The following is a 26,358-nucleotide window of genomic DNA, read 5'->3' on the forward strand; positions in this document are numbered from 1 at the left end:
CGGCGGCAGGGCGCAATCCGACTGCAAGCGTGCGGCAAGCGCCATGGAGATCAATGGGCTGTATCAACATAGTGTCGGCACGGCTCCAGGCCTTGTCCGGCACCGCCGCCGTTGAGACCCTTGGACTGTTCCCACCAGGCATAGGAGGCCGGAATGCCCCGCCTGTACAAACTTCTCGCGGGGCCGGTGGCCCATAGCGCGATCGCGGCGCCCCTGCTCGCGGCACCCCTGGTGGCGCCTCTGCCGATGCATCCCCACCCGAGCGGATCCACCGACCGCGTGACGCCCGGAGCCGTGCGGGTGGAGTCGTCCTCGCACGTGTCGGTCACGCTGCTCGACGACCGGAGCATCATCAAGCAGATCGTCAGGGAGTACGACACCGAACTGGCCAAGGGCAGCGGCTTCACCGTCACTCCCGACGGTGTCGTCGTCACCGCCACCCAGGTGGTGCGGACCGACCGCGATCCCAGGGTCTACGCCGCCAATCGGGTGTTCGCCGAGTATTTCAAGGTGAAGATCCCGGCGGACTTCAAGCGTCACACGCTCGACGACCCCGACCTCAACCGCCGGCTCCAGGCCTGTTATCCGCCGCAGAAGACCGACTCGACCTGCATCGCCCAGGTCACCACGAACGTGACGGTCTTCCCGTACCTTGATCCCCCCGCGACCGGCGGCCTGCCCGCGCAGATCCTGACGACGGGCGCGGCACCGACCGCTCCGGCGGTGCTCAAGGTCACCAAGGGCGGCGAGAAGGCGACCCTGCCCACCGTGCCGCTCGGGACCGCTCTCGGCGGCGCCGTCGAGTCGACCGACGTGATGACGCTCACCGGCAGACCATCGGCGAAGCTGCCGCCCAAGCTGGACACGGCGCATCTGGATCCCCCGGGCAGCCGGACCTTCAAGGAGAAGGAGAAGGACAAGGTCGCCACCCTGCTGAAGAACGGGGCTGCGGGCGCCGCGCTCATCGACGACGGCAAGAGCGAGGTGATCGGGCTGCTCGCCGGCGGCGGCGACGTCCCGACGACCGTCACCCCGGTCGAGGAGATCCGCACCGCGCTGGTGACGGCCGGCGTGACCCCGCGCCGCGGGCCGGTCGACAACGTCTATGAGACCGCCCTCGCCTCCTATCACAACAAGCAGTTCGCCAACGCGATCCCGGTGCTCCAGCAGGTGCTGAACCTGCGCCCCGACCACGCCGTCGCGATCGACCACCTGAAGGAGGCCAGAGCGAAGGCGGGCACCGGCGAGGACAAGGGCGGCGCCACGGCCAAGCCCACCCCCGTGCCGGCCGAGGAGAGGTCCGCCACGTCCCCGCTGATTCCGTTGGCCGGCGGCCTGGCGGTCCTGGTGGTGCTCGCCGGTGTGGCCGTGCCGCTGCTGCGGCGCAGGCGAGCGGCCGCGGCACAGGCCTCCGACACGCCGCCGCAGACGGTGGAGCCATGGCCCACGCACGCGGTCACGCAGGTCATCGGCCAGCCCGGCCCGGCCGGGAACTTCGCGAGCGCCGGGAACTTCGCGAGCGCTGGGCCCGCCACCGACCCCTCACCGCCCGGCGGGACCTCCCAGCCCTCGGTTCTCTCGGTTCCCTCCGCTCCTTCTGTCCCGTCCGTGGCTTCCGTTCCCCCTGTCCTTCCTGTGTCTTCCGGCGCCTCCGGCACGCCTGGTCCTTCCGGGCCGGCGCGTGGACAGCCGCAGATGAGCTTCTGCACGCAGTGCGGCATGCGGCTGGGCCCGGGGCACCGATTCTGCGGCTTCTGTGGCAATCCTGTGGACTCATGACATGACGGACACTCCCTCGATGCCGCCGTTGACCGGCCGTCAGCTCGGCGACTACCTGATCGAGGCGGTCGTCGGGCGAGGCGGCATGGCCACCGTCTACCGCGCCCGGGACCAGCGGCTGGGCCGGGCGGTGGCCCTGAAGATCCTCGCGCCGCAGTTGTCGCACGACGGGCGCTTCCGTGAGCGGTTCGTACGGGAGTCACGGCTGGTGGCGAGCCTCGACCACCCCAACATCATCCCGGTCTACGAGGCGGGCGAGCGCGACGACCTGCTGTTCATCGCCATGCGCTACGTCGAAGGCAGCGACCTGCGCAAACTCGTCCAGGCGAGCGGTCCGCTGCCGGTGGCCCGGGCCAACACGCTGTTCGCCCAGATCGCCGCCGCGCTGGACGCCGCGCACGCCGGCGGGCTGGTGCACCGCGACGTGAAGCCCGCCAACATCCTGGTGACCCGGGCCGACCACGTCTACCTGACCGACTTCGGGCTGACCAAGAGCTCGTCGGCCGAGGCGGGGCTGACCAGCCACGGGCACTTCATGGGGACTCCCCGTTACGTCGCCCCGGAGCAGATCCGCGGGCTCGCGGTGGACGGACGCAGCGACCTCTACGCGTTCGCCTGCGTGGTCTACGAGGCGCTCGCCGGGCAGCCGCCGTTCCAGCGCGACACCGAGTTGGCGCTGCTGTACGCCCATGTCTCCCATGACCCGCCACCGCTCACGCCGTACCGTCCCGACCTGCCGCACACGGCCAACCCGGTGCTGGCGCGGGCCCTGGCCAAAGACCCTGCCGAGCGGTATCCGACCTGCCGGGAGTTCGTCTCCGCACTCCGCGACGCCATCAGCGGCGGCGAACAGCAGGCGGCAGGTGCAGCGGGCGCGCAACCCTCCCCGCAGTGGCGATCACCGCAGCCGCCGGAGCCCTCCCAGGCCCAGCCGCCCATACAGTCGCATCCGCCCACGCACGCCCAGTCTCACCCGCAGTCCTACTCGCCCACCATGCCGTCTCCGGTCGGCTCCGTGCAGTCGTACCCGCCGGTGGCGCCGGGGCCGGCATCCCATCCCTCTCAGCCGTCACATCCCTCACATCCTTTCCATCCCTCGTATCCCTCACATCCGTCCCATGCGTCGCAGCCGCCGGTGCCCCCTGAACGGCGGGCGGCGGCCGGCGGCGGCCGACGCAGGCTCCCGCTCGGACCGCTGATCGGCGGCCTGGCCGTGCTGCTGTCGGTCGCGGTGGCGGCCACGCTGATCCTCACCAAGGGCGGCGACACCGCCGCCACCTGGAACACCTACCCGGGAAGCACAGCCGCGCCGTTCACCGTGGCCTACCCGTCGACCTGGGGACAGGCCAGGACCAACGCCGACCAGTGGATGATCGCCTCACCGGCCGCCGACGAGTTCGACGCGCTGTTCGCCGTGCCCGGCAACACCGACTGGTCGAAGGTCGACCCAGTGATCACGAACCAGCCGGACCGCGCGGTCGGCGTCTTCGCTCAGGTGAGCAACACGCTCAGCACCTCCGACTCCCCGATGGAGCTCCAGCAGAGCCTGGAGTCGTCGCTCCCGGGAACGGTCGGCTACACCGGTGCTCCGATGCCGACGACCGTGGGCGGCCAACCGGCCTTCAGACTGGACGGGGTGCTCGGCGACCCGGCGCAAAGCGGCCGCCGCCTCGACTTCACCGCCTATCTCGTACGGCAGGGCCAGGACGAGAGGGCGGTACTGATCACCTTCTTCTGCGCGCGCTGCGACCCGCAGCTCATCGATCACATGGTCAACACGGTCGCCTTCACCAGCTGACGGGCCCCGGCCGTCAGCGCGGCACGACCGGCGACCTGGCGGCGGCACGGCGACGCCAGTCGCGCGCGCCGTCGGCGACCGCGTGATGTACGGCGCGGGCGATCCGCGCTCCCCACTCCGAGCGGGGGCCGCCGAACAGCTCCTGCGGGCCCTCCTCCCGTACGGCCACGCACACGGCGTCCGAGGCGGTGCCGGTGCAGGGGAATCCCGTCTCGATCAGTGCCTGGGTCTTGGCCTCGGTGACCGTCATGACCGCGTTGACCAGAGCCGCGTCGCACAGCGCCACCGGGACGGCGACGATGATGTTGATCGTTCCCGGCCGTACGGCGAACGCGTCCGACGCGGCATCCGGCACGGCATCCGGCACGGCATCCGACGGCGCGGCGGCCCAGGTGGGGGTGCCCAGGCCGACGGTGGTCACGGCCTCCACCCCCCCGTCGGCGGCCCACGTGCGGTGCTCGACCATCGCGGCGGTCAGCATCCCGACGCCGGAGCCTTCCGGCCCCATCTCGATCAGATGCTCCACCGGGTCCATCCGCGCGTAGTCCTTGCCGACCTGGGCGTTCAGCACCCACTCCCGGGGCCCGATCCCGCCGCCGAGCATGGCCGAGGAGATCATGCGCCAGCCGGGCCCGAACCGCCACAGGATCGTGCCCATCCGCATGCCGTCCTCCATGCGGAAGGTCAGCGACAGCGATCCCTGAGTCAGGGCGTCGGCCGGGGCGGTCACCGTTCCTCCGGCCGGGTCAGGTGCACCAGCGGCCGGCCGTCCGCGCCGGGCTCGACCTGGACGTGCGCCCCGAAGTGCCGGGCGAGCAGCGGCTCGGTCAGCACCTGCTTGGGCGGCCCGGAGGCGACCGCGCGGCCAGGCGCGAGCAGGACCAGCGTGTCGGCGTACTGCCCGGCCAGGTTCAGGTCGTGCAGCGTCGTCACGACGGTCAGCCGGTCGGCCAGACGCAGCCGGTCGACGAGTTCGAGCACCTGCTGCTGGTGGCCGAGGTCGAGGGCGGTGGTCGGCTCGTCGAGCAGCAGCACCGGGGCCTGCTGGGTCAGCGCGCGGGCCAGCACGACCCGCTGCCGCTCGCCGCCCGACAGGTGGCCGAGCCGCCGGGACGCGAAACCGGTCAGGTCGAGCCGCTCCAGCACCGACTCCGTCACCTCGCGGTCGCGGGCGCTCTCCCGGCCCAGGTAGGGGATGTACGGCGTACGGCCCAGCAGCGCGTAGTCGTACACGCTCATGTCCGGGGGGAGGAGCGGGTTCTGCGGCGCGTAGGCGATCAGGCGGGCCCGGGGGCGGGGGCGCAGGCGACGCGCGCAGACGCCGTCCACGAGCACCTCTCCCGTGCAGGCGATCAGTCCCGCCATGGCTCTGAGCAGGGTCGACTTGCCGGCGCCGTTCGGCCCGATGATGGTCAGCCACTCGCCGCCGCCGACCGACAGCGCGACGTCGGCGAGCACCTCTCGCTCGTCGAGCGTCACGCCGAGGCCGCGCACCTCGATCCCGCCCGATCCCTCGATCCCGCCACTCATGTGTTCACGCCCCTGCTCATGCGGAGGACCGTGACGAAGAACGGCGCGCCGACGAACGCGGTGACCACGCCGATGGGCAGCTCGGCCGGGGCGAGGACGCTGCGCGCGATGAGATCAGCGAGCACCAGGAACGCCGCGCCCCCGACGAACGACACCGGCAGCACGATCCGGTACGACCATCCGGCGAGCCTGCGCACCACGTGCGGCACGACGATCCCGACGAACGCGATGAGCCCGCCGACCGCCACGGCCGACGCCGTGGCGAGCGAGGCGGCGAGCAGCACGATCATGCGGGCACGCGCCGCGTGCAGGCCGAGGCTCACCGCCTCCTCCTCGCCCACCGACAGCACGTCGAGCAGCCGCCCGTGCAGCAGCAGCACGACCGTCGAGACCAGGGCATACGGCGCGATCATCCACACGTCCTCCCAGCCGCCGCCGACGTCGCCGAGGATCCACGCGTAGATCCGCTGCAGCTCCTCCACCTTGAGCTGCTGCACGAACGTCTGGATCGCGGTGAGGAACGAGGTGACCGCGACCCCGGCCAGGACGAGTGTGGCGGTGCCCCCTCCGACACCTCCGGCGCCGCGCCCCGCCGAGCGGCCCAGGGCGTACGCCAGCAGCACCCCGCCGATCGCGCCGGTGAAAGCGGCCACCGGCACGGCGACCACCCCCACCCGGCCGCCGAGGAACACCACGACCAGCGTCACGGTGAGCCCGGCCCCCGCGGCGGCGCCCAGCAGGTACGGATCGGCCAGGGGGTTGCGGAACACCCCTTGGTATCCCGCGCCGGCGATCGCGAGCAGTCCGCCGACCATGGCGGCGATCAGCACCCGCGGGACCCGGAGCTGGAAGAGGATCCCCTGCTCGGCGGGGGTGAGTCCCGGGTCGACGGAGACGAACGGGAGCCGGTCGAGCAGCGCCAGCGCGATGCCGCGCGGCGAGATCCCGGCGGCCCCCGTCAGCAGGCCGAGGGCCAGGCAGACGGCGAGCACGGCCGCCGCGACGAGCAGGGCGAGGCCCCGTGACCGAAGGAGCGTCACGGTCACGTCACTCGGTCGCCGAGCCGTCACCGGCCTTCTGCACGGCCTCGCTCACGGCTTGGGCGAGGTCGACCACCCGGGGGCCCCAGCGGGAGGCGATGTCGTCGTCGAGCTCGACGACGCGGCCGTTCTTGATGGCGGACAGGCCGGACCAGCCGGGCCGCTCGGCGAGGGTCGCCGCGCTCTGGCCGCAGCACTTGGTGTCGCCGAGGAAGATGACATCGGGGTCGGCCTTGGCGATGAACTCGGCCGACAGCTTGGGATAGCCGCCGGCGGCGTCGGGGGCCTCGTCGGCGATGTTCTTCAGCCCGAACAGGCCGTAGATCTGGCCGAGGAAGGTCGTGGACGTGACCGAGTAGGGCGTGCTGTCCAGCTCGTGGTAGTAGGTCAGCCCCTTGCCCTTGGGCGCGGCGGCGATCAGTTCGTCCATCCGCTTGCTCATCCCCTGCGCGACCTCCGCGGCCTTGTCGGGGTTGCCGGTGGCCGCGCCGAGGTCGGCGATCTGGTCGTAGGTGTCCTCCAGCCGGTTCGCGGCCGGCTCCAGGAGCACCGGCACGCCGACCTTGTCCAGCCCGGCCACGACGCCGTTCAGGTCGTTGGCGAGCACGACCAGGTCGGGCTTGGCGGCCACGATCGCCTCGACGTTCGGCTTGAAGCCGGACAGCGACGTCTTGGGCGCCTCCGGAGGGTGGTTCGACTGGTCGTCGACCGCGGTGACCTGGCCGCCGGCGCCGATGGCGTACAGGATCTCGGTGGCGGTCGGGGAGAGCGAGACGATGCGCTCGGGCCGCTTGGCGATGGTCACCGAACCGTTGCCGGCCTCGACGGTGACGGGGAAGGCACCGGCGGCGGCCGATGCGGCGGGGGCGGTGGCTGCGGACGGGGGGGCGGCCGTGTCGCTCGTCTGACCGCAACCGGTCAGGCCGACGACACCCAGCAGCACGCCCGCGACGGCCACGCGTACAGGCCTCACGAGAGAGTCCTCCAGGGGAGAGCCGGGAACCGAGAGACCCGTGAAAACGACGGATCACCCTTTTCCTCGAGGGTTGACGACGTCGGCGGGCCGTACAGGCGACCTGGCTCGTCCCCGGGGGCGGGGATCCACAGTTGCGGGACAGCGCCGGACTCTCACCGGACTTCGCTGCACGGCACGCGTCGGACGTACCGTATCAAGCCGCCGGATCAAGCACCGTCCCAGCCCGGCTCCCGGCTCCCAAATCCCGGCTCCTGGCGGCGGCTCAGCGGAGCTGCCGCTCCGCCTCCTCGATGATCTCCTGCAGGCGCAGGCCGTGGCGGGCGTCCAGCGGGTGCCCGCCGCCGCGGCGCACCGTGTCGGCGAACTGCCTGGCGACCTCGGGGAAGACGCCGTCGCCCAGGTCGGAGCCGAGCAGCAGGGCGCTGCCCGCCCGCCCGTAGACCTCGACCCGGGCGGGCGGCGTCTCGCCGCGGGCGGCCATGCACAGCGACGCCTCGCTCACCGCGCCGGTGGCGTGCTCCAGCAGCAGACCGGCCCAGCCGAGCGGGCTGCCGTGCGCCCGGACGGAGACCACGTCGCCGAGCGCGGCGTCGAGGAGGTCGATCATGTGCGGTCCCACGTCGAGGACCGCGCCGCGCTCCAGCCGCCACGGAGTCGCGAACGGGCCGCCGTGCAGCGCGCCGGAGATGTTCGCCGCGTACCCGCCGAACGGCTCCAACCCGCGCGCCCGTTCCAGGAACTCGGCGGCGGCCCGCGAGTAGCGGAACGTGAAGACCATCTGCGAGGCGACTCCTGCCTCGCAGACGGCGTCGACGAGCCGCCTGGCGCCGTCGAGGTCGGCCGCGACCGGCTTCTCCAGCAGCAACGCCTTACCGGCCAGGGCGGCTTGGACGCCGAGCTCGGCCTGTACCGCCGGCGGCACGCAGAACGCGACGGCCGCGGACGCCTCGAAGAGCTCCTCGATCCGCTCGAACGCCGGGGCGCCGTACCTGCCGGCCAGCTCGACCGCGGCCTGCGGCCTGCGGGCCCACACGCCGGCGAGCCTCGTGTACGGCCCGGCCGCGAGCATCGGGGCGTGGACCGTGCCGGCCCACGGGCCGGCTCCGACCAGTCCCACCGGCACCGGTTCCACCGCGTCCTCCATCGGGCACTCCATCGGGCCCTCCATCGGGGCCTCCATCGCGGTCACGCGGGTGGCGATCAGACGAGTAAGCCGTCGAACTCGCCGTCCTTGACGCCGAGTACGAGCGCGCGGATCTCATCCCTGGTGTAGATCAGCGCCGGGCCCTCGGGATATCGCGAGTTCCGCACGGCGACGCCGCCGTCCGGAAGCTCGGCGAGCTCAACGCAGTTACCGGTCGAGTTGCTGTGGGCGCTCTTCCGCCACGTGACCCCGGTAAGGTCGTTTGCGGGCATCCCGTTATATGTCTGCATTCACATCTCTCTGAGAAGTTCGCCGAGGATCTCGGCGGTGGCCCCGGGCGTGGTGCTCTCCACGCACAGCTGCTCCATGGCCGTCAGGTAGGGATCGACGTCCTCACGCTTGTCCAGGTAGAGGGCGCCCCAGAGCTGCTCGACGTAGATCACGTCGGAAAGGTCGGGCTCCGGGAAGCGGAGGATCGTGAAAGCGCCACCCTCGGCCGCGTGCATCCCGAAGCGGAAGGGCATCACCTGAAGAGTGATGTTGGGCAGCGTGGCCACCTCGAGCAGGTGCTGGATCTGCTCGCGCATGGTCGCCCTCCCTCCGATCGGTCGCTTCAGCGCGGCCTCGTCGATGACGGCCCACAGCCTGGGCCCGTCCCTGTGCGTCAGCCGCTCCTGGCGCTGCATACGTAGATGCACACGTTGTTCGATTACGGCATCCGGAGCGTCCGGATACCCGAGCTGGATCACCGAGCGGGCGTACGCCGCCGTCTGCAGCAGGCCGGGCACGAACTGCACCTCGTAGGTGCGGATAACGCCGGCGGCCTCCTCCAGTCCGACGTAGGTGACGAACCAGTTCGGCAGAACCTCGCCGTACTTGTGCCACCACCCGGGCGTGTTCGCCTCACGGACCATCTCCAGCAGGCCACGCCGTTCGTCGTCGTCGACGACGCCGTACAGCGTGAGCAGGTCTTCGACGTCACGCGTCTTGAAACCGACCCGGCCGAGCTCCATTCGGCTGATCTTGGACTCGGAGGCGCGGATGTGGAATCCCGCCTCATCGCGGGCGAGTCCCCGCTCCTCACGCAGCCGCCGAAGGCTGGCGCCGAGCATGATGCGCCGAACGGTGGAAGCCGATCCGGGCGGATCTATCGACACGTGTTTTTCCTCCGCTTAGTGGGCTTGTTCACAGTCTGTCAAAGATCGCCCCCTTCGTCCCAGCGGTGTTTGGGGGTAACCGTAGCGCTTGCACACCACACTTGCACGTGCATTCGCCCTTGCAGTTGCACGAAGTGTCCAGCATCATGATCTCGTGCAGTCCACGAACCCGACTCGTGGCCAGATTCAGTGGTCGGCGCGCGACTGGTGCCCGCCGATCGGCTGGTGGCCGGAGAACGCACGCGACCTGCTGGAACCCATGCCTGGCCGCACCGGCACACGCATCGGCGGCAGCGCCACCTTCGTCCTGCCGCCCCTGGCGGAGTCGGTGCACTCGGCCCGCAGCTTCGCCGCGGGGACCCTGTCCGGGTGGCACCTGACCGAGCTCCTCGACGCGATGGAGCTGGTGGTCTCGGAGCTCACCACCAACGCGCTGCGGCACGGCCTGACGCTCCTCGGACCGGGAGACCACCGGGACCGCGAGGTCATCCGGCTGTCCCTGATCCGGCACGGCCATCTGGTCACCTGCGCGATCACCGATCCCGGCGCGGCCGTACCGGTCATGCGCGACCCTGCGCCGTTCGAGCCGGGCGGCCTCGGACTCCACATCGTCGAGTCGCTGAGCCTGCGCTGGGGCTGGTCCACCCTGACCCCGCGGGGCAAGGCCGTCTGGGCCGTGCTGTCCGCCCGCTGACTCTCCGATGGGCGATCTGCCGCGAACTCCACCCAGGGCGGGCCCGGATGTGCTGAGATCGGACCGTAACGCCCGAGCGGCATTTCCCCGGAGTCCGGTATGGACGATCAGCTGGTCGGCTGGCTGTCAGCTCTCGACGAAGACAGGCTCGCCCGCGTCCTGGCCAACCGCCAGGACGCCATCGCCGCGCCCTGGCCCCGCCGCCTGGACGCCCTGGCCGTCCGCCTGACCGACGACTTGGCCGTCATGGAGGTCATGCGCGGCCTTCCCCTGCCGCCCCTCGAACTGCTGCAGGCGTGCCTGGTGGTCGGCGATCGCCCGGGCGAGGACGACCTCGCCCGCTTCCTCGGCGTGCGCACCTCCGAGGTGATCCCGTGGCTCGACCACCTTTACGATCACGCCGTCGCCTGGCCCGGTCCGGACGGCCGGATCAACCTCACCCCGGCCGTGGCCCGCTGGTGGACCACGCCGTGCGGCGTCGGCGAGCCGCTCGGGGCCTACCTCGACTCCTGGCGGCTCAGCCCCGACGGACTGCGCCGCATCTGCCGCAACCTCCGGCTGCCGGTGCAGGGAAGCAAACGCCAGATGGCGGCCAGGGTCACGGCGCTGCTGAGCGACAGCGAGCGCCTCGGCTCGCTGCTCCGCCAGGCGCCGTACGGCACGATGGAACTGCTGGACGGCTTCGCCTGGGACGGCCCGATCCGCACCGTGTCCGGCGACCGGTTCATCACGCCGGGAACGCCGGAGAAGTGGGCGCTCGACCACGGACTGCTGTTCCGCGGACGGTGGGACCTCGCTGAGATGCCGCGGGAGGTGTCGCTGGCGCTGCGGGGTCCCGACTACCACGGCCCGTTCACGCCGTACCCACCCGATCTCGCCACGGTCGAGACCGCTCCCGACGAGGTCGAGCACGCGATGAGCCTGGCCGCGCCGCACCTGCTCGACCGGGCCACCGCGTTGCTGGAGAACGTCGGCAAGACCCCTCTGCCGCTGCTGAAGAACGGCGGCGTCGGAGTGCGAGAGATCAAGCGGCTGGCCAGGGAGACCGGCTGCTCGGAGGACGAGACCCGGCTGCTCCTGGAGGTCTCGGCGGTCGCCCGGCTGATCGCATTGGAGGAGCATGCCACGCACGGCGACGGCCCGCTCCCCGTCGGTGCGGGCGCCACGGGCACGGCGCCCGGCTGCCTCGTCGCGACCGACCGGTTCGACGCCTGGCGCCTGGAGGACGCCCCCGCCCGGCTACGCGTCCTGGTGGCCGCGTGGTGGCGCATGGAGCGGTCGTCGCTGCGCCGTGTGGAGGACCGCCACCCGACCGTCCTGGGCGACGACCCCTCCGGTGAGACGATCGCGCGGATCCGGCGGGCGGTGTTCGGCGTGCTCGCGGGGATTCCCGAGGGCCGGGGCTTCGCCACTCTGCGCGAGCTCGTACAGTCCGTCCACTGGCGGGCGCCGATGCTCGACCGGGAACTGCTGGCCGACTGCGCTCCCGCGGTCCTCGACGAGGCCCGGCTCCTCGGCCTCGCCGCCGGACGGACGCTCACCGGCCTCGGCCGGGCGCTGGCCGCGCTGGCCTCCGTCGCCGGAGACGAGGACCGCGCGGGAGTGCCCGAGGTCGAGCACGACCCGACCCTGGTCGAACGCTCCGTCACCGCGCTCGCCGCCGCCCGCCGCACCGCGCTGTTCGGCGCCGACCTGACCGCCGTCGTGACCGGGCCGCCGTCGGTCGAGCTCGCCGCCCTCCTCGACCGCGCCGCCGACCGCGAGTCCCGCGGGGCCGCCTCGGTCTGGCGGTTCAGCCCGGCGAGCGTACGACGGGCCCTGGACGCCGGGGAGACCGCCGACGGCCTCCTCACCGCGCTCGCCGAGGTCGGCACCCTCCCGCAGCCGCTGGCGTACCTGATCCGGGACGTCGGCCGCCGGCACGGCGAGGTGACGGTCTCCTCGGTCGGCTGCATCATCCAGGGCTCCGATCCCGCCCTGCTGGCCGAGATCGTCGCGCACCGGAGGCTGGCCGGGCTCGGGCTACGGCTCCTGGCCCCGACCGTGCTGGCCGGCTCCGCCTCGGCCGGGACGACGCTCGCCGCGCTGCGCGAGGCCGGGTACGCCCCGGTGCCGGCGGGCGACGAACCCGGTGAGGGCGGGCGGCTCGTTCTGCTGCCGGGCGGGCGGGTCGCCGAGCTGGAGCGACCTGTCGTTTCCGGCGTTCCGGACGTACTGCTCGCCGAGCCGTCCCCCGACCCGCGCGAGCACGCCAGGCGTCTGCTCGCCGACGCGGGCGCCACCGGCCCGGGGCGGCAGACCTGGGCCGTCATCGGCCGGATGGCCACCAGGCTGCCGGCGGCCCAGCAGTCGCTCCTGGGCTGTGTGGTGGACCGTGACGTCCGTGCCCTCATCACCCTGTCCGACGGTGTCACCGCGACCATCAGCCACGGCGAGCTGCGCAGCGGCGCCCTCGACGCCTGGTGCGAGGAGGCCGGCGACTACCTGGAGTTCCCTCTCCACGAGATCGCCTCCGTCACCAACGCCCTCTGACCCCCCACCCCGCCCCCATCCCGTGATCTTGCAAATACTTGCACACATTGCCTCTGACCAGGGAGTACAGCATTCGTGATCTTGCAATGCAAGATCACGAAAGGTGAACTCCCAGGCCATCCGTACACTCTGCAAGTTTCTGCAAGATCACGGATGGCGAATCCGCAGGTGAGTCCCTATTCGTGCGAGCAATTGCAAGATCACGCCCATGTTTGTCCTGGGGGAGAGTCAAGGAAGATCTACCGGTGGTTTGCGATCACTTGTCCTTTTTGCCGTTTCTTTCCCTATACTCGTGCGAAACGTCCGTTATTTCCGAATCAACTGCCCCGAACAGCAACGCTGTCGCCATAGACGCGTAAAGGGAACTCCTTCCCCTTCCTCTCCCAGGCCCCCGGGTGTGCCGCGGCATGCCCTCCCCCTCGGGTCTGACGGGGCGAAAGGAACACATGCACAAGCGAACCCGACAAGCGATCACCCTGACCGTCGCCGGTGTCCTGCTGGCCACCGGCACCACCGCCACCGCCCACGCGGCGGCCGGCACACCCATCCGGCGCCCCGCCCCCGACCAGATCCTCCCCTCCTCCCCTCCGAGCCTCGCACAGCCGCCCGCGGAGTCCTCGGCGGCGCAATCCCCCACACCGGCCGGTTCAGCCGCACCTGAGGCCTCTCCGGCAGTCGAGCCGACCCCCGAGCCGACACCCGAGCTTCCCTCCGGTACGGCCACAGCCACGTCTTTCTGGGACGGCGCGACCGCGTCGGGCAAGCCGATGCGGTACCAGACCATCGCCAGCCCCTACTGGCCCCTCGGCACCAAGGTGAAGATCACCTACCGGGGCGAGAGCGCCATCGGCTTCGTCGAGGACTTCGGCCCGGCCGAGTGGGCCGTCGCACAGCACGACATCCCGGCCATCGTCGATCTGTCGGAGAAGATGATGGCCGACCTCACCGGGGTCCGATCCAACACCGTCCACGTCCGGTTCGAGGTGCTCAAGTGGGGCACCGGACGCGTCTACCGCCGCTCGGGCACCGGTTACGACCTGGCAATGGGTCGCTCCTGACCCCGTAGACTGCCAGCGTGGCCGACCCGAAGTTCGAGATCCAGATGCTCCACGACCGCGTCATGATCAGGATCGAGCGGGATACCGAGGAACGCCGCAGCAGCGGAGGCATCGTCATCCCGGCGACCGTCAAGATGGCCAACCGGCTGGTCTGGGGCGAAGTCTGCGGAGCCGGCGTCAACGCCCGATCCGTGAAGACCGGGGACAAGGTCCTGTTCAACCCCGAGGACCAGTACGAGGTGGAGGTGCAGGGCCAGCTCTATCTGGTGCTGCGCGAACGCGACCTGCACGCGGTGGCCACCCAGCAGACCGAACACGGCACCGGTCTCTACCTCTGACCTCGCCGGCCCCGGCTTCACGGCTTCACAGCACGAACGCGCGGGCCATCTGGACGAGATCGATCCCCATGGTCAGTTTGAGCGTCACCCACACGATGGCGGCGGCGCAGGCGAGGGTCAGCAGGCTCGCGACGACGCGGACGAACCAGTTCTGCCGTCTGAGCCAGTCAGTGGCGGCCAGGACCGCGCGCTTGGCGAACTCCAGCAGCCTGGAGGCCCACGGAAACTCGGTGGCCAGCACCGCCAGACCGGCGAACACCACGAGCCAGCCCGGCCCGGGGAACGGCACCATGATCAGACCACTCACGATCATGACGCAGCCGATCACCCCGATCACGACCCGCAGGGCGAGGTGACCTCCTCGCCGCGCCCGCACGCGGTCACGCCACCCAGGCGCCGCCTCGGCCTCCACCTGGCCGTCCCCGGCCCCCGCGCGGTTGTCCCCGGCCACCGCCATCGGGATCACCCCCATCCAGCGGCCAGAATAACCGGGCCGGCCGCCGATCAGCGGGAACGTGACCCGACGCAGGCGACCACCTGATCGGCGATCTCCATCTCCTCGTCGGTGGGGATCACGAGCACGGCGACCTCGGCCCCCTCGGGTGAGATCATCCGGGGGCCGGTCGCCGTCGCGGCGTTCCGCGCCGGATCGATCTCGATGCCGAGCCGGGACAGCCCGGACACGGCGAGCGCCCGGGTCCTGGCGTCGTGCTCGCCCACGCCGGCGGTGAACACGAGCGCGTCCACCCGGCCGAGCACGGCGTAGTACGCCCCGATGTAGCCGCGCAGGCGGTGGCCGTACACCTCCATCGCCAGCCGGGCGTCGGGCGCGCCGGAGTCGGCGAGCTTCCATACCTCACGCAGGTCGTTGGCGCCGCACATGCCGAGCAGCCCGCTGTCCCGGTTCAGCGCGTCGTCGACGTCGGCCAGGCTCATCCCGGCCACCCGGTTCAGGTACGCCGGGAGCGCGGGGTCGACGTCACCCGACCGGGTGCCCATGACGAGGCCCGCCAGCGGGGTGATGCCCATGGAGGTGTCCACGCTGCGCCCGCCGCGCACGGCGGTCGCGCTCGCGCCGTTGCCGAGGTGCAGCACGATCGAGTCGACCTCGTCGTACGGCCTGCCGAGCAGTTCGGCGGCCCGCCGTGACACATAGGCGGTGGAGGTGCCGTGGAAGCCGTACCGGCGCACCCCGAGCTTCTCGGTCCACTCGCGCGGCACCGCGTAGGTGTAGGCGTGCGGCGGGAGCGTGCCGTGGAACGCGGTGTCGAAGACCGCGACGTGCGGCAGGGCGGGGAACGCGCGGCGAGCCACCCGGATGCCCTCCAGGTTGGGCAGGTTGTGCAGCGGAGCCAGCGGGGCGAGATCCTCGATCGCCCGCTCGACCTCGTCGTCGATGAGGGTGGGCTGGACGAACCGGCTGCCGCCGTGCACCACCCGGTGGCCCACCGCCGCCACGCGGTCCAGCGCCGGCCCGTGCTCGGCGAAGGCGGCCAGCACGGCACGCAGGCCCTCCTCGTGGTCGGCGAGCCGCCGCTCCACCCGGACGCCGCCATGCGTGAGAACGCTGGTCTCCTCGCCGATCCGTTCGGCGAGGCCGCGGGCCGTCTCCCGGCGTGACGCCATGTCGATCAGGCGGTATTTGATCGAGGACGAGCCGCTGTTGAGTACGAGGACCTGGTCGATCACGGCGTCTCCTCCCGACCCGGATTGTGCGCCTGCGCCTGAATGGCGGTGATCGCCACGGTGTTGACGATATCGTCCACGGTCGCGCCGCGGGACAGGTCGTTGACCGGCTTGCGCAGGCCCTGCAGCACCGGCCCGATGGCCACCGCGCCGGCGCTGCGCTGCACGGCCTTGTAGAGGTTGTTGCCGGTGTTCAGGTCGGGCACCACGAACACGGTCGCCCGCCCGGCGACCGGGCTGCCCGGCATCTTCGCCTCGGCCACGCTCGGCTCGGCCGCCGCGTCGTACTGGATCGGCCCCGCCACCGGCAGGTCCGGCCGCAGCTCGCGGATCAGCGTGGTGGCCCGGCGCACCTTGTCGACCTCCGGGCCCGTCCCGGACTCGCCCGTGGAGTACGACAGCATGGCGACGCGGGGTTCGACGCCGAACCTGGCGGCGGTCTCCGCCGAGGAGATCCCGATGTCGGCCAGCTGCTCGGCCGTGGGATCGGGGACGACCGCGCAGTCGCCGTACACGAGGACCCGGTCGGCCAGGCACATGAAGAAGACGCTGGACACGATCCCCACACCGGGCGACGTCTTGATGATCTCGAACGATGGGCGGATGGTGTGGGCCGTCGTGTGGGCGGCGCCCGAGACCATGCCGTCGGCCAGCCCGAGATGGACCATGAGCGTGCCGAAGTAGGACACGTCGGTGACGGCGTCGCGGGCCTGCGCGAGCGACATGCCCTTGTGCGCCCGCAGCCGGGCGTACTCCTCGGCGAACTGTTCGCGCAGCTCCTCGTCGAACGGGCTGACCACGTGCGCGTCGTCGATGGCCAGGCCCATCTGGGCGGCCGCGGCCCGGATCTCCCGCTCGTCGCCGAGCAGGGTCAGCTCGGTCACGCCGCGCCGCAGCAGGCTGTCGGCCGCGCGGAGGATGCGTGGCTCGGCGCCCTCGGGCAGCACGATGTGGCGGCGCTGGGCCCTGGCCCGCTCCAGCAGGTCGTACTCGAACATCAGCGGCGTCACCGCGGCGGCCTTGGTGATCCGCAGGCTGCGCAGCAGCGCGGCGGTGTCGACGTGGTCGGCGAACAGCCCCAGCGCGGTGTCGATCTTGCCCTTGGCGTCGGGGGTGAACATGCCCTCGGCCTCCGACAGCGCCTTGGCCGTCTCGAACGTGCCGCCCTCAGTGGCGATCACGGGCAGCCGGATGTCCATGCCGTCGAACAGCCGGGTCACCGGCTCGGGCAGCTCCAGCCCGCCGTTCAGGATGATCGCGGACAGGGCGGGGAACGTCGGCGCCCGATGCGCGGCCAGCAGTCCGGGCACCAGCGCGGCCGCGCGGTCGGCCGGGACGATGACGGCGACGCCGTCGGAGAGCCGGTCGAGGATGTTCGGCAGCGACATCGCCCCGACCATGAGGGCGCCGACCTCCCGGCCGAGTTGCTGCTCGTCCCCGATGAATAATTCGCCGTCGCAGGCAACGGCCAGGTCGCTCACCGTGGGCGCCGACAGCCGCGGCTCCTCCGGCAGGACGTACGCGCCGACGCGGGCGGCGACCTCGTCCACCAGGTCGGGCGTGACGCGGGTGACGATGGTGGCCAACTCGGTCGCGTGCCGCTCGGCGAGCTCCTTCCTGGACATCTCGACCGCGGCGACGATGTCGTCCGGCATGCGGTGCAGCCCGGTCACCACGTTGACCACCGGCGTGCCCAGATTCGCCGCCAGCTCGGCGTTGAACACGAACTCGGTGGGCGCGCCGACGTCGGTGTAGTCGGTCCCGATCACGACGACGGCGCCGCAGCGGCCGGCCAGCGCGCGGTAGCGGGCCAGGATCTCCCCGGTCGCCCGTTCCTCGTCGGCGTGCAGGTCCTCGTAGGTGACGCCCACGCACATCTCGTACGGCAGGCCGATGCCGAACCTCGCACGCACGGTGTTGACCAGGCCGTCCTCCCGGCCCGCCCGGACGAGCGGCCGGAACACCCCCACGGTCTCCACCTGACGGGTCAGCAACTCGACCATGCCGAGGGCGATCGCGCCCTTGTTGCTCCTGGCGTCGCTCGCCGCGACGTACACCCCGATCGCCATAGCATTCACTGGACAAAGCGTATTCGAAACGACGGACCGGCCCGAGCGGGACGGGGGTCCGGACCGGTCCTGGGTCCCGGCATCGAACGGAGTGCTAACGCTCCTGGGCGACCGCCTTGCTGACGGCGTTCGGGCCGTCGTACTGCCGGTCCGGCAGCCTCTCCAGAGCATTGATCACAAGGTCGTCGGCGCCGTGGTCGCGGGCCGTCTGGATCAGCTCCGCCTTGCCGACCGGGTAGTCCACGCCCTTGAGGTGCTTCTGCAGTTGGATCGGGTTCGGGATGTCGGCCATGACGGTCTTCCTTCGTCGACGTCTCCTGCTCTCCCCGCCTACCCGCCGGTTCCCGCATCACTCCCGCGGGGCATGGTGAGGAGGTAAGCGCGCGGCGGGGTGGATCATGAAGGCCGGGATCGACGCCGTGGTCCCGTTGGCGACGGTCGTCGTACCGTACACGGCCTTGCCGCAGGCGAGGTCGACGGCGAGCCGGGCGGCGCTGACCGCCTCCCGCGTGATGTCCAGTCGCGCGGCCGGTTCCCGCCTCCTGTCGGCCTCGGGTCCGGAAAACCCCGTGTAGGCGTCCACCGGCCCGTTCGCCAGCCGGTCGTAAGCGATGACCTTGGCACGGAGAAGCTTCGCCCCCGCGACCGCCGACGCGGTGGCCTCGGGCCGTACCGCGACCAGGATGAGCACTCGTACGTCTTCGGCGAGCATCTCGGACAGTTGCCGATTCTGGATGCCCTGGTCGCCGCCGGCGTTGGCGGAGACGACCTCGCATTTCGGGCAGAGCGCGGCGATCGCCCGCGTGATGGCCGGCCGGTCATAGGTGTCGTACCGTTCCCCCCGCTTGTCAGGGAGCAGCAGACCGACCGTGAAGCCGTCACCGATTCTGCCGACCGCGCCCAGCCCGGTCCCCGAGTATGGAAGCGCCGTGTCACACGCCCGGATGGTCGTCAGGAGGGCCAGGGAAGCGGCGGCCACCACCAGTCGTATCTCCACAGCAATCCCCCGATCGCACGCAGAGCCACCCGGCCATGCCGTACCCGGGCATTTAGGCCATAAAGCCCGAGTTGCCCTGCCGCGGGCTTGCCGCCGAACCTGTTCTGGGCCTTGATCTCCCCGCCTCGTCCCTCGCTCTCACGCCGGATTTACCTTAGGGCCGGACCAGCGCGCCCGCCTTGGTGATCGCCTGACATGTCCGCCTCTCCCCTGGCCGGGACTCCCTGGGACAGACCAGGACACGACCGTCCTGGAGATCTTCCAGGTCGTTGCGCTCCGAGCCGCCGCCGGGGTCCGGATGAGGGTACGGCGCGGCCCAGAAACCTTCGAATTCTCCGGGGATGCGGGTCTGCGCACCCCCCGAGTTGTGAGAGACTGCACCATTGCGGGGCGGTAGCTCAGCCGGTCAGAGCATCGGACTCATAATCCGTGGGTCGTGGGTTCAAGTCCCACCCGCCCTACCACGTTTGATCAGCCATACCCCGCATGACCTGCGGTTTTGCTGTCGATCACGCTTGTCGCGGCATGCAGCTATAGGCCTCCGCGTGCAGTCGCCCGGCTCAGCCCGCTAGGCCACGCCCACGTGAATTTCCTGGGCCGCTATGCCATCGCTTCGTCCGGGCCTTCCGAGGGACCGCGCGAACTCGGCGAGATACCCGATCTTCCCGAGATCAACAGCGGCGCTGTGCGAAGGGAGAGCTGACGGACAGCCTTCCCCGTGGAAGCCGATCAGCGAGTCAGGTCTGTGTCGCGTTCAACGTGGAAGACGTTCGTCAGCTCAGGCAGAACTCGTTGTCCTCGATGTCCTGCATCACGAGGCACGACTCGTTTTCTTCATCGGCGGGCAGGAGCCGCACGCGTTTCGCGCCGAGAGGGATCAATCGTGCGCATTCGGCCTCGAGGGCTGCCAGGCGCTCTGCACCGACGAGTCCGGTGCCGACCCGCACATCAAGGTGCAGCCGATTCTTGGCGACCTTGCCTTCGGGAACGCGCTGGAAGTACAGCCGCGGACCGACACCCGAGGGGTCGCTGCATGCGAACCATGAGTCCCGCTGCTCGGGCGGCAGCGTGCGATTGAAGTCGTCCCAACTGGCGAACCCCTCAGGCGGCGCCGGCGCGACATACCCCAACACCTCGCACCAGAAGCGACCGACACGCTCAGGTGAAGCGCAATCGAAGGCGACTTGAATCTGCTTAACGGATACCATGGGAAAATCCTGCCATAGATAACTATGCATTCCGTAATCACCCACCGTGCACCCTGGCCGGATTGGCGAAGTCCTGAAAGATCCACAGCTCCAGCCTGAACGCCTCGCCCGTCGAAGGGTTGCCAGATAACCCTCGTTATCTCGCAAGACCGAGATCGAATGGCCATGGTGAGCAGGGAATCATCCCTCGCCTTGCGCGATCCTGACTCCGACGACGAGGATTGATGGGGATGCCCCCGCGCCGGGTCCCGAACATCTCCGCGCCCAGTGGGTGCCCGTCAAGGACGAGGACGTATGGGCAGTTCCATCAGGGTCGGGTGCGCCAAGTCCCACCCGCCCTACCACGTTTGATCAGCCATACCCCGCATAACCTGCGGCTTCGCGGTCGATCATGCTTATGCGGACATGCGACCGAGAGCCGCAGAAAGCAGCCGTACGCCAGTGGCCGCGGAACATATGCGGAATGCTCACGACATCTCGCGGAACGATTCCGCCCCGTACCCCGCTCAATGGCATGGATCCCGGCGGTCAGCCAGGGGGGCACCGCCGGCGCTTGCCCCCCGTCACGGGGCCGGGCAGCTGACGCGAATCAATGCCCGATCAAGTACGGTAAGATCGTGTCGCCGCGCACCGAGATCGACGGGCGTCCTCCCGAGATCGACAAGCTGTTGGCCCCCGCGCTGATCAACTATGGTCACGTCACCGTCATGCAGGTTCGCGGCAGATCGGTTCGCGGCCTCGATCTGCACCTGTCCCGCCTGGACGCCGCCAACAGGGAACTTTTCCACGAACCTCTCGACCCCGATCGGGTTCGCGGCTACATCCGGCACATCCTCGCCGACGACGTCGACGCCACCATCCGGGTCACCGTCTTTCGCGACTCCACCGTCTCCGTCATGGTTACCGCCCGGCCACCTGCCGATGCCGCGACCAGGCCTCAAGGCCTCAAATCCGTCGTTTACCAGCGCCCCGTCCCGCACATCAAGCACACCGGGACGTTCGGCCAGCTCCACTACGGTCACCTCGCGGAAAAAGACGGTTTCGACGACGCCCTGCTCCTCACCACGTTCGACCACGTCGCCGAGGCGGGCATCGCCAACATCCTCTGCCACGACGGCGCCGCCTTCGTCTGGCCGGACGCGCCCGCCCTCCCCGGCGTCACCATGCGACTCCTCGGCCGCGCCGGCCTGTCCGCACAACACCGCACAATCCGCCGCACCGACCTGCCCTCCTTCGCCGCGGTCTTCGTCACCAACTCCCGTGGGATCTCCCCCGTAGGCCGCGTCGACGACGTCGAAATCCCCGTCGACCCCGAAATCACCCGACAGGTGCTGGCCCTGTACGGCTCTGTTCCCTGGGATCCGATCTGAGACAACGCCCGCACACGCTTGATCAGCAAGCTCCCACCCGATGACCCGGTGCGGCAGGCGACGTGACGAGCGTGGAACAACGTCTCAGTTGTCGACCTCGATGAGGATTGGATGATGCTGGAGCTTCCCCAGGACCTGCCGATCGTGGAACGCCGCGCCGTCCGGCTCGTCGTACGTGACAGTGCGAATGACATCCTGCTCTTCCACACCCGCGACTGTACGGCGCCGGAACTGGGCACCTGGTGGGAGCTCCCGGGCGGGGGCATCGATGAGGGTGAGACCTATCTCGACACCGCCATCAGAGAGTTGCGCGAGGAGACCGGCATCGTCGCCCACCCCGGCCAGATAGGCCGCCCGACGTGGCGTCGCAGGGCGACCTACCGCCATAGGAACGTCCGCCGCCTACAGAACGAGGTCGTGGTCGAGGTGCGGCTGAGCGTTCCCGGCCCGCCCATCGACGAGTCCGGACGGCTCGACTACGAGAAGGAGGACTACTTCGACTTCCGCTGGTGGCCCATCTCCGGGGTCCTGAGCACTCGGGAGCAGTTCTATCCCCGTAGCCTGCCGGCGCTGTTGACCGCCTTCCTGGCAGGCGAGGAGATCGACCAACCGTTCGAGTTCTGGTCGTGAACCCGCCAAGACAGAAAGATCCGTCGTTCGACATCGGGCAATCGCCGAACGGCACCGGGGTCCAGGCCATCGGGCCGAGGGAAGGTCGGTCAGAGCCTCCTGATCGACCGCGATCACTGACGTATGCGGAATTGATCGCCTAGAGGAGCCGCCTGATCTCGCCGCACGTGCGGTAGAAGCCGCCCCGGCCGGAGGGGCGTACGCTCTCGACCAGGTAGCGGGCGCCGGCCTCGCGGATGTCCTTGGGGAACTGCACGTTCCACGCCTCGTACCCGGGGCTGGCCACGCGGACGCGCAACCGCTCGCCTTCGCGTACGCACTCCACGACCACACCGTCGCCGACGTGAGTGACGGTCTCCAGCACGACCGACGGCTCCACCACGGGCAGCGCCGCGGCGGCCTTCACATTGACGGGCTCGGGCACCGTGCCCTCGCGCGCGGCCGCGATCGCCGTCTCGCTCGCGTCGATGCAGGCCAGGGAGCCATCGGTGGTGACGAGGTAGAGGCGGTCGTCGAGGAACTGCATGGACAGGGCCGACCCGAAACCGGTGCCGAGCTTCCACAGCCGCTCCCCGGAGGCGGCGAAACAGTACACCGAGGACTGGTTGTCCCCCGCGAAGACGTAGCGGCCCCCGGGCGAGGTCGCACAGGAGTAGACGGGCGCGTCGCACCGGTACACGGCCTCGACGCGGCCGTCGCGCTTGGCCAGGCGGTGGACGGTGCGGCGACCGGTCGCGGCGTAGACCGCATCCTCCTCCTGCCAGCCGAACAGCACCTGGTCTGCCGACGCGGTGTGCCAGACGAGAGCGCCGTCGGAGGCGTCATAGCGGGCCACGCCATTGGAGTGGCCGTGATAGACCGCGTCCTCGTCGCACCGGACCATCCAGGCGTAGTCCCCCTGGCCCGTGCGCGCCCACTGGAACTCGTCCTCATAGTCGATCGTCGTGATCCGGCCGCCGCGGTCGGAGACACCAAGGATGCCATCGTGGATGTCGAGCCAGTAAATGTCGACGTCGGCGGCGATCTCGTAGGCCGCCCTCGGCACCTTGCCGCTCAGGTCGTACACCTTGCCGTCGTCGCAACCCGCGTAGATCCAGAAGTCGTCGGCCACGATGCACTTGACGCCGTCCGGCAGGCGGAATCGGCCGGTCACGATGCCGGAGTGCGCGATGGTGTACACGTCGCCGCGCTGGTTGCCGACCCAGCAGTGCTCCTCGTCCACGAAGATGCCGAAGGCGGAGGCTCCGCTGTCGAATCGCCACAGGACCGGCGCCTGCTGGGCCGTGGAGCGGGTACTCGCGACGGTCCTGCGGGTGACCGGCCTGCGCTGGCGCACGCCGCGGACCGCCGGGCCATAGCCCTTGCGCAGCTTCTCGTTGATCTTCTTGGCTGCCGCAGTCCGCGCCTTCTCCTCGGTGGGGAAATCGGTGACCTTCGTCTGGCCCGCCTCGCCGATGCGCCCGTACGTGATGGTCACCTGCGTTCCGGAGACGATCGTCTCGTAGAACTTGTGCGCTCCACCGCCGTCCTCAGACAGCTCAAGGTAGGTCATATCCGCCATCTCCACTTAAGACCGGCTTGATCGATTGATCGAGAGGTTAGGGGACGGCGCCGACAATCCGCGGTAGATCGGCTCGCCGGCCTTCTCCTCTGTTCCTCCGGAATCTGAGATCACCAGGCATGATCGACGACATGAGTACGATTCCTGCCCGGCTCTCCGTCGTCACCCTCGGCACCCGCGACATTCGCGTTGTCCGCGAGGATGCAGCCTACGATTGGGACATGAGCGAAGCCTCACGCGAGATCCCGTTGGAGGAGAAGCGCTTGGCAGCCGGAGCGCATCACCGTTCGCGAGAACCGGGCCGTCGTCGTTTTGGCCCCGGTGGGACGAGGGCGGGGGGTGCGGTGGTGCGCGGCAGCCCTTGACGCGCTCCCCCGCCTGAAGCTGAAGGCCGGAGCACTGGCCCGCAGCCCGTAGCATCGCGCCATGCGCCCGACGAAGGCCGACCTGGAGGCGGCCAGGAACGCGACGATCGACGACGTGATCGGTCCCGGCCTGGACGTGCTCTTCTGCGGGATCAATCCCGGTCTCTACTCCGCCGTCACCGGTCACCACTTCGCCCGGCCGGGCAACCGGTTCTGGCCGGCGCTGCATCTGTCCGGTCTCGTTCCGCGCCGGCTCGCGCCGTACGAACAGCACCTGCTGCCGTCGTACGGCCTCGGCATCACCAACCTCATCGCACGGGCGACCGCGCGGGCCGACGAACTGTCGCCCGAGGAGTTCTGGGCGGGCGCCGCGCGAATGAGGAATCTCGTGAACGAGATCGGGCCGCGTACGGTGGCCTTCACTGGAGTGATCGCCTATCGCCTCGCCTTCGGCCGTCCCCGGGCCGCGATCGGCCTGCAGGAGGAGACGATCGGCGGCGTCGCCGTCCACGTCCTGCCCAACCCGAGCGGGCTCAACGCCCACTGGACGCTGCCGGCCATCGCCGAGGAGATGGCCAGACTGCGCCCGGGACCGCCCGAGCCAAGCCCGCGGGCGAACTCACGTCCGAACGGCCCCGCCGGAGGCGTTCCCTCCTCGTGTGGATCAGAGCACGGCTGAGCTGATTCACCTGGCGCGGCGATAGTGTGGGCCGGTGGCCAGTGATCGGGTGGTGGACGTGTACACCGATGGCGCCTGCCGTGGCAATCCCGGGCCCGGGGGCTGGGGCGCGATCCTCCGGTACGGCAAGCATGAGCGGGAGCTCCGCGGTGGCGAGGCCGCAACGACGAACAACCGGATGGAGCTCATGGCCGCGATCATGGCGTTGGAGACGCTGACCAGGCCCTGCGTGGTCCGGTTGCACACCGACAGTCAGTACGTGCGCAACGGCATCACCAGTTGGCTCGCCAATTGGAAGCGTAACGGGTGGCTGACGGCGGGCAGGGAACCGGTCAAGAACGCCGACCTGTGGCAACGCCTGGAGTCGGCGGCTCAGCGGCATCAGGTCGAATGGCTCTGGGTCCGCGGGCACAGTGGGCACCCGGAGAACGAACGCGCCGACTCCCTCGCCCGGCTCGGCTGCGAGGAAGCGGCGCGTCCGGGAAGCGGAGCGCACCGGCCGTAGGGGCCACCGGCGGGCGAGTCGTGATCGCCCCATGCCGACGGCCCGGACCCGGTGTCGTCCGGAGGTTCCCGCCCGCGCCATCAGGAGCTCAGGACGTGCCGGCGAAGTCGACCTCCCTGGTCGCGACCGTCCCGGCCGTCCGTCCCGGCGCCGCCTGATAGGTCCAGTAGAGGTTCGTGTGCGCGATGACCTGGTCCGGGGACGGCGCTCCCCACGCCGTCTGGTCCTCCGTCGTGTGGGCGTCGCCGACCAGGGTGGCGTCATATCCCCTGGCGAACGCGCCGTGGAGCGTCGAGCGGATGCACGCGTCGGTCTGCGCGCCGACCACGACGAGCTGCCCGACCCCGAGGCCTGACAGCACGGTCTCAAGGATGGTGGCCTCGAAGGAGTCACCGTAGTTCTTCTCGACGAGCGGCTCGGCGCCGCCCGGAGTCAGCTCGGGGACGATTCGCCAGTCGTCACTGCCGCTGGCGAGGTGCTCGTCGGAGTGCTGAACCCAGACGACGGGGATCCCTTCCCGCCGCGCCTTCCCGACGAGGCAGCCGATGTTCGCGACGACCGCGTCGCGCTCGTGCGCCCCCGCTACGACGCCGTTCTGCACGTCGACGACGAGGAGTGCGGTGTTCGGCCGGTTCTCCAGTGTGGTCATGATCTCCTCATTTCGCAAGCTGCCCAGGCGCCGGGGCGAGGTGCTCAACGCCGCCATCTACGAGGCCACGCTGGAGGAGCTGGCCGAGATCGGCTACACCGGCCTGACCATGGAACGCGTGGCCGAGCGGGCCAAGGCCAGCAAGGCGTCGCTCTACCGGCGCTGGCCCTCGCGGATCGAGCTGGTGATGGACGCCGTTTACCACACGCTGCCCGACCCCGCGTCCGCCCCGGACACCGGATCGCTGCGCGGGGACCTGCTCGCGCTGCTCGAACGCACGGCGCGGATGCTGTCCGGGCCCGCGGGAGAGGCGATGCGGGGCCTGCTCAGCGAGGCGCTGGGCGACGAGTCACGGGCCGCCACATTCCGCGCCCACTCCCAGGGCACGGGCAGGAAGATGGCCGGGGAGATCATCCGGCGTGCGGTCGAACGCGGCGAGGTGCGCCCTGAGGCCGTGACCCCGCGCCGCCTCGACGTGGGTCAGGCACTGGTGCGCCAGCACTTCCTGTTCCACGGCCCGCCCATCCCCGAGAGCCTGATCGTCGAGATCGTGGACGAGGTGCTGGTGCCGCTGTTCACGCGCGCCTGAGCGG

At 70.3% G+C, this 26,358-nt stretch carries 27 protein-coding genes and 1 tRNA gene; 13 read left to right on the forward strand and 15 right to left on the reverse strand.

The window, feature by feature from the left end; genetic code table 11:
* Window positions 1–153 precede the first annotated feature (153 nt).
* Complete coding sequence (locus ACFHYQ_RS02505; protein WP_394299392.1) at window positions 154–1,779, forward strand: hypothetical protein; 1,626 nt, start codon at window positions 154–156, stop codon at window positions 1,777–1,779.
* Between the two features lies 1 nt (window position 1,780).
* A complete protein-coding gene (locus ACFHYQ_RS02510; protein ID WP_394299393.1) occupies window positions 1,781–3,577 on the forward strand; it encodes a protein kinase domain-containing protein in 1,797 nt (598 codons plus the stop codon).
* Between the two features lie 13 nt (window positions 3,578–3,590).
* Here ACFHYQ_RS02510 and ACFHYQ_RS02515 read toward each other — a convergent pair whose 3' ends face one another.
* The 7 genes from ACFHYQ_RS02515 to ACFHYQ_RS02545 all read right to left on the reverse strand — a co-directional run bounded on the left by ACFHYQ_RS02515 (window position 3,591) and on the right by ACFHYQ_RS02545 (window position 9,424).
* Window positions 3,591–4,253: an adenosylcobinamide amidohydrolase gene (locus tag ACFHYQ_RS02515; protein ID WP_394299643.1), complete on the reverse strand. Its 663-nt coding sequence runs from the start codon at window positions 4,251–4,253 to the stop codon at window positions 3,591–3,593.
* A 50-nt stretch (window positions 4,254–4,303) separates the two neighbouring features.
* Window positions 4,304–5,107, reverse strand: a complete 804-nt coding sequence (locus ACFHYQ_RS02520) for an ABC transporter ATP-binding protein (RefSeq protein ID WP_394299394.1) — start codon at window positions 5,105–5,107, stop codon at window positions 4,304–4,306.
* The gene (locus tag ACFHYQ_RS02525; protein ID WP_394299395.1) at window positions 5,104–6,153 is read right to left on the reverse strand and encodes a FecCD family ABC transporter permease; all 1,050 of its coding nucleotides are present in this window, start codon (window positions 6,151–6,153) and stop codon (window positions 5,104–5,106) included. The genes ACFHYQ_RS02520 and ACFHYQ_RS02525 overlap by 4 nt, the downstream gene beginning before the upstream one ends.
* 1 nt (window position 6,154) lies before the next feature.
* Window positions 6,155–7,120, reverse strand: a complete 966-nt coding sequence (locus tag ACFHYQ_RS02530) for an ABC transporter substrate-binding protein (protein WP_394299396.1) — start codon at window positions 7,118–7,120, stop codon at window positions 6,155–6,157.
* A gap of 265 nt (window positions 7,121–7,385) precedes the next feature.
* A complete protein-coding gene (locus ACFHYQ_RS02535) occupies window positions 7,386–8,291 on the reverse strand; it encodes a Gfo/Idh/MocA family protein (RefSeq protein ID WP_394299397.1) in 906 nt (301 codons plus the stop codon).
* Window positions 8,292–8,323: 32 nt separating this feature from the next.
* Window positions 8,324–8,557: a DUF397 domain-containing protein gene (locus ACFHYQ_RS02540; RefSeq protein WP_394299398.1), complete on the reverse strand. Its 234-nt coding sequence runs from the start codon at window positions 8,555–8,557 to the stop codon at window positions 8,324–8,326.
* On the reverse strand, window positions 8,558–9,424 hold the full coding sequence (locus ACFHYQ_RS02545; RefSeq protein WP_512701460.1) for a Sco1979 family transcriptional regulator: 867 nt from the start codon (window positions 9,422–9,424) through the stop codon (window positions 8,558–8,560).
* A 154-nt stretch (window positions 9,425–9,578) separates the two neighbouring features.
* Between ACFHYQ_RS02545 and ACFHYQ_RS02550 the strand changes: the two genes are divergently transcribed.
* The 4 genes from ACFHYQ_RS02550 (at window position 9,579) to ACFHYQ_RS02565 (ending at window position 14,046) form a co-directional block, all read left to right on the forward strand.
* Entirely contained in the window at window positions 9,579–10,118 is a 540-nt protein-coding gene (locus ACFHYQ_RS02550; RefSeq protein ID WP_394299399.1) for an ATP-binding protein, read from the forward strand.
* A gap of 99 nt (window positions 10,119–10,217) precedes the next feature.
* Window positions 10,218–12,650, forward strand: coding sequence for a helicase-associated domain-containing protein (locus ACFHYQ_RS02555; RefSeq protein WP_394299400.1), 2,433 nt, complete (start codon window positions 10,218–10,220; stop codon window positions 12,648–12,650).
* A 446-nt stretch (window positions 12,651–13,096) separates the two neighbouring features.
* Entirely contained in the window at window positions 13,097–13,708 is a 612-nt protein-coding gene (locus tag ACFHYQ_RS02560; RefSeq protein ID WP_394299401.1) for an RlpA-like double-psi beta-barrel domain-containing protein, read from the forward strand.
* A 17-nt stretch (window positions 13,709–13,725) separates the two neighbouring features.
* Window positions 13,726–14,046: a GroES family chaperonin gene (locus tag ACFHYQ_RS02565; protein WP_512701461.1), complete on the forward strand. Its 321-nt coding sequence runs from the start codon at window positions 13,726–13,728 to the stop codon at window positions 14,044–14,046.
* Between the two features lie 25 nt (window positions 14,047–14,071).
* On the opposite strand, the gene ACFHYQ_RS02570 is transcribed toward ACFHYQ_RS02565, so the two are convergent.
* The 5 genes from ACFHYQ_RS02570 to ACFHYQ_RS02590 form a co-directional block, all read right to left on the reverse strand.
* Window positions 14,072–14,518: a TIGR02611 family protein gene (locus ACFHYQ_RS02570; protein WP_394299402.1), complete on the reverse strand. Its 447-nt coding sequence runs from the start codon at window positions 14,516–14,518 to the stop codon at window positions 14,072–14,074.
* A 32-nt stretch (window positions 14,519–14,550) separates the two neighbouring features.
* Window positions 14,551–15,735 carry an acetate/propionate family kinase gene (locus ACFHYQ_RS02575; RefSeq protein ID WP_394299403.1) on the reverse strand — a complete coding sequence of 395 codons (1,185 nt, stop codon included), beginning with the start codon at window positions 15,733–15,735 and terminating at the stop codon, window positions 14,551–14,553.
* On the reverse strand, window positions 15,732–17,801 hold the full coding sequence (gene pta / locus ACFHYQ_RS02580; protein ID WP_394299646.1) for a phosphate acetyltransferase: 2,070 nt from the start codon (window positions 17,799–17,801) through the stop codon (window positions 15,732–15,734). The genes ACFHYQ_RS02575 and pta overlap by 4 nt, the downstream gene beginning before the upstream one ends.
* A gap of 94 nt (window positions 17,802–17,895) precedes the next feature.
* Window positions 17,896–18,093 carry a DUF2795 domain-containing protein gene (locus ACFHYQ_RS02585; RefSeq protein ID WP_394299404.1) on the reverse strand — a complete coding sequence of 66 codons (198 nt, stop codon included), beginning with the start codon at window positions 18,091–18,093 and terminating at the stop codon, window positions 17,896–17,898.
* 57 nt (window positions 18,094–18,150) lie between these two features.
* Complete coding sequence (locus ACFHYQ_RS02590; RefSeq protein ID WP_394299405.1) at window positions 18,151–18,798, reverse strand: substrate-binding domain-containing protein; 648 nt, start codon at window positions 18,796–18,798, stop codon at window positions 18,151–18,153.
* A gap of 387 nt (window positions 18,799–19,185) precedes the next feature.
* Between ACFHYQ_RS02590 and ACFHYQ_RS02595 the strand changes: the two genes are divergently transcribed.
* Window positions 19,186–19,262, forward strand: a tRNA-Ile gene (locus tag ACFHYQ_RS02595).
* A gap of 309 nt (window positions 19,263–19,571) precedes the next feature.
* Here ACFHYQ_RS02595 and ACFHYQ_RS02600 read toward each other — a convergent pair.
* Window positions 19,572–20,006, reverse strand: coding sequence for a VOC family protein (locus tag ACFHYQ_RS02600; protein ID WP_394299647.1), 435 nt, complete (start codon window positions 20,004–20,006; stop codon window positions 19,572–19,574).
* Between the two features lie 617 nt (window positions 20,007–20,623).
* Here ACFHYQ_RS02600 and ACFHYQ_RS02605 point away from each other — a divergent pair.
* Complete coding sequence (locus tag ACFHYQ_RS02605) at window positions 20,624–21,376, forward strand: aminotransferase class IV (protein ID WP_394299406.1); 753 nt, start codon at window positions 20,624–20,626, stop codon at window positions 21,374–21,376.
* Window positions 21,377–21,487: 111 nt separating this feature from the next.
* Window positions 21,488–22,006 (forward strand): NUDIX hydrolase, encoded by a 519-nt coding sequence (locus ACFHYQ_RS02610; RefSeq protein ID WP_394299407.1) that lies wholly within the window; start codon window positions 21,488–21,490, stop codon window positions 22,004–22,006.
* 139 nt (window positions 22,007–22,145) lie between these two features.
* Here ACFHYQ_RS02610 and ACFHYQ_RS02615 read toward each other — a convergent pair whose 3' ends face one another.
* Window positions 22,146–23,558, reverse strand: a complete 1,413-nt coding sequence (locus ACFHYQ_RS02615) for a WGR domain-containing protein (protein WP_394299408.1) — start codon at window positions 23,556–23,558, stop codon at window positions 22,146–22,148.
* Between the two features lie 128 nt (window positions 23,559–23,686).
* Here ACFHYQ_RS02615 and ACFHYQ_RS02620 point away from each other — a divergent pair, with 128 nt between their 5' ends.
* From ACFHYQ_RS02620 to rnhA, 3 genes are all read left to right on the forward strand, one after another.
* Window positions 23,687–23,932, forward strand: a complete 246-nt coding sequence (locus tag ACFHYQ_RS02620; protein WP_394299409.1) for a hypothetical protein — start codon at window positions 23,687–23,689, stop codon at window positions 23,930–23,932.
* Between the two features lie 61 nt (window positions 23,933–23,993).
* The gene (locus ACFHYQ_RS02625; protein WP_394299410.1) at window positions 23,994–24,611 is read left to right on the forward strand and encodes a mismatch-specific DNA-glycosylase; all 618 of its coding nucleotides are present in this window, start codon (window positions 23,994–23,996) and stop codon (window positions 24,609–24,611) included.
* Window positions 24,612–24,645: 34 nt separating this feature from the next.
* Window positions 24,646–25,116, forward strand: coding sequence for a ribonuclease HI (rnhA, locus tag ACFHYQ_RS02630; RefSeq protein WP_394299411.1), 471 nt, complete (start codon window positions 24,646–24,648; stop codon window positions 25,114–25,116).
* Between the two features lie 88 nt (window positions 25,117–25,204).
* Here rnhA and ACFHYQ_RS02635 read toward each other — a convergent pair whose 3' ends face one another.
* Window positions 25,205–25,765, reverse strand: a complete 561-nt coding sequence (locus ACFHYQ_RS02635; RefSeq protein ID WP_394299412.1) for an isochorismatase family protein — start codon at window positions 25,763–25,765, stop codon at window positions 25,205–25,207.
* Between ACFHYQ_RS02635 and ACFHYQ_RS02640 the strand changes: the two genes are divergently transcribed.
* Window positions 25,764–26,354, forward strand: a complete 591-nt coding sequence (locus ACFHYQ_RS02640; protein ID WP_394299413.1) for a TetR/AcrR family transcriptional regulator — start codon at window positions 25,764–25,766, stop codon at window positions 26,352–26,354. The genes ACFHYQ_RS02635 and ACFHYQ_RS02640 overlap by 2 nt on opposite strands.
* Window positions 26,355–26,358: the final 4 nt, after the last annotated feature.

Source organism: Sphaerimonospora cavernae, from assembly GCF_042435035.1.
GTDB classification, from domain to species: domain Bacteria; phylum Actinomycetota; class Actinomycetes; order Streptosporangiales; family Streptosporangiaceae; genus Sphaerimonospora; species Sphaerimonospora cavernae.

Excerpts from the sequence above, each read along its gene's own strand:
- ACFHYQ_RS02635 (WP_394299412.1), bottom strand. The coding sequence starts at position 25,765 with ATGACCACACTGGAGAACCGGCCGAACACCGCACTCCTCGTCGTCGAC.
- ACFHYQ_RS02555 (WP_394299400.1), top strand. The coding sequence starts at position 10,218 with ATGGACGATCAGCTGGTCGGCTGGCTGTCAGCTCTCGACGAAGACAGG.
- pta (WP_394299646.1), bottom strand. The coding sequence starts at position 17,801 with ATGGCGATCGGGGTGTACGTCGCGGCGAGCGACGCCAGGAGCAACAAG.
- ACFHYQ_RS02615 (WP_394299408.1), bottom strand. The coding sequence starts at position 23,558 with ATGACCTACCTTGAGCTGTCTGAGGACGGCGGTGGAGCGCACAAGTTC.
- ACFHYQ_RS02515 (WP_394299643.1), bottom strand. The coding sequence starts at position 4,253 with ATGGAGGACGGCATGCGGATGGGCACGATCCTGTGGCGGTTCGGGCCC.
- ACFHYQ_RS02510 (WP_394299393.1), top strand. The coding sequence starts at position 1,781 with ATGACGGACACTCCCTCGATGCCGCCGTTGACCGGCCGTCAGCTCGGC.
- ACFHYQ_RS02540 (WP_394299398.1), bottom strand. The coding sequence starts at position 8,557 with ATGCAGACATATAACGGGATGCCCGCAAACGACCTTACCGGGGTCACG.
- ACFHYQ_RS02625 (WP_394299410.1), top strand. The coding sequence starts at position 23,994 with ATGCGCCCGACGAAGGCCGACCTGGAGGCGGCCAGGAACGCGACGATC.
- ACFHYQ_RS02620 (WP_394299409.1), top strand. The coding sequence starts at position 23,687 with ATGATCGACGACATGAGTACGATTCCTGCCCGGCTCTCCGTCGTCACC.
- ACFHYQ_RS02535 (WP_394299397.1), bottom strand. The coding sequence starts at position 8,291 with ATGGAGGGCCCGATGGAGTGCCCGATGGAGGACGCGGTGGAACCGGTG.
- ACFHYQ_RS02520 (WP_394299394.1), bottom strand. The coding sequence starts at position 5,107 with ATGAGTGGCGGGATCGAGGGATCGGGCGGGATCGAGGTGCGCGGCCTC.
- ACFHYQ_RS02560 (WP_394299401.1), top strand. The coding sequence starts at position 13,097 with ATGCACAAGCGAACCCGACAAGCGATCACCCTGACCGTCGCCGGTGTC.
- ACFHYQ_RS02570 (WP_394299402.1), bottom strand. The coding sequence starts at position 14,518 with ATGGGGGTGATCCCGATGGCGGTGGCCGGGGACAACCGCGCGGGGGCC.
- ACFHYQ_RS02610 (WP_394299407.1), top strand. The coding sequence starts at position 21,488 with ATGATGCTGGAGCTTCCCCAGGACCTGCCGATCGTGGAACGCCGCGCC.
- ACFHYQ_RS02640 (WP_394299413.1), top strand. The coding sequence starts at position 25,764 with ATGATCTCCTCATTTCGCAAGCTGCCCAGGCGCCGGGGCGAGGTGCTC.
- ACFHYQ_RS02600 (WP_394299647.1), bottom strand. The coding sequence starts at position 20,006 with ATGGTATCCGTTAAGCAGATTCAAGTCGCCTTCGATTGCGCTTCACCT.
- ACFHYQ_RS02505 (WP_394299392.1), top strand. The coding sequence starts at position 154 with ATGCCCCGCCTGTACAAACTTCTCGCGGGGCCGGTGGCCCATAGCGCG.
- ACFHYQ_RS02585 (WP_394299404.1), bottom strand. The coding sequence starts at position 18,093 with ATGGCCGACATCCCGAACCCGATCCAACTGCAGAAGCACCTCAAGGGC.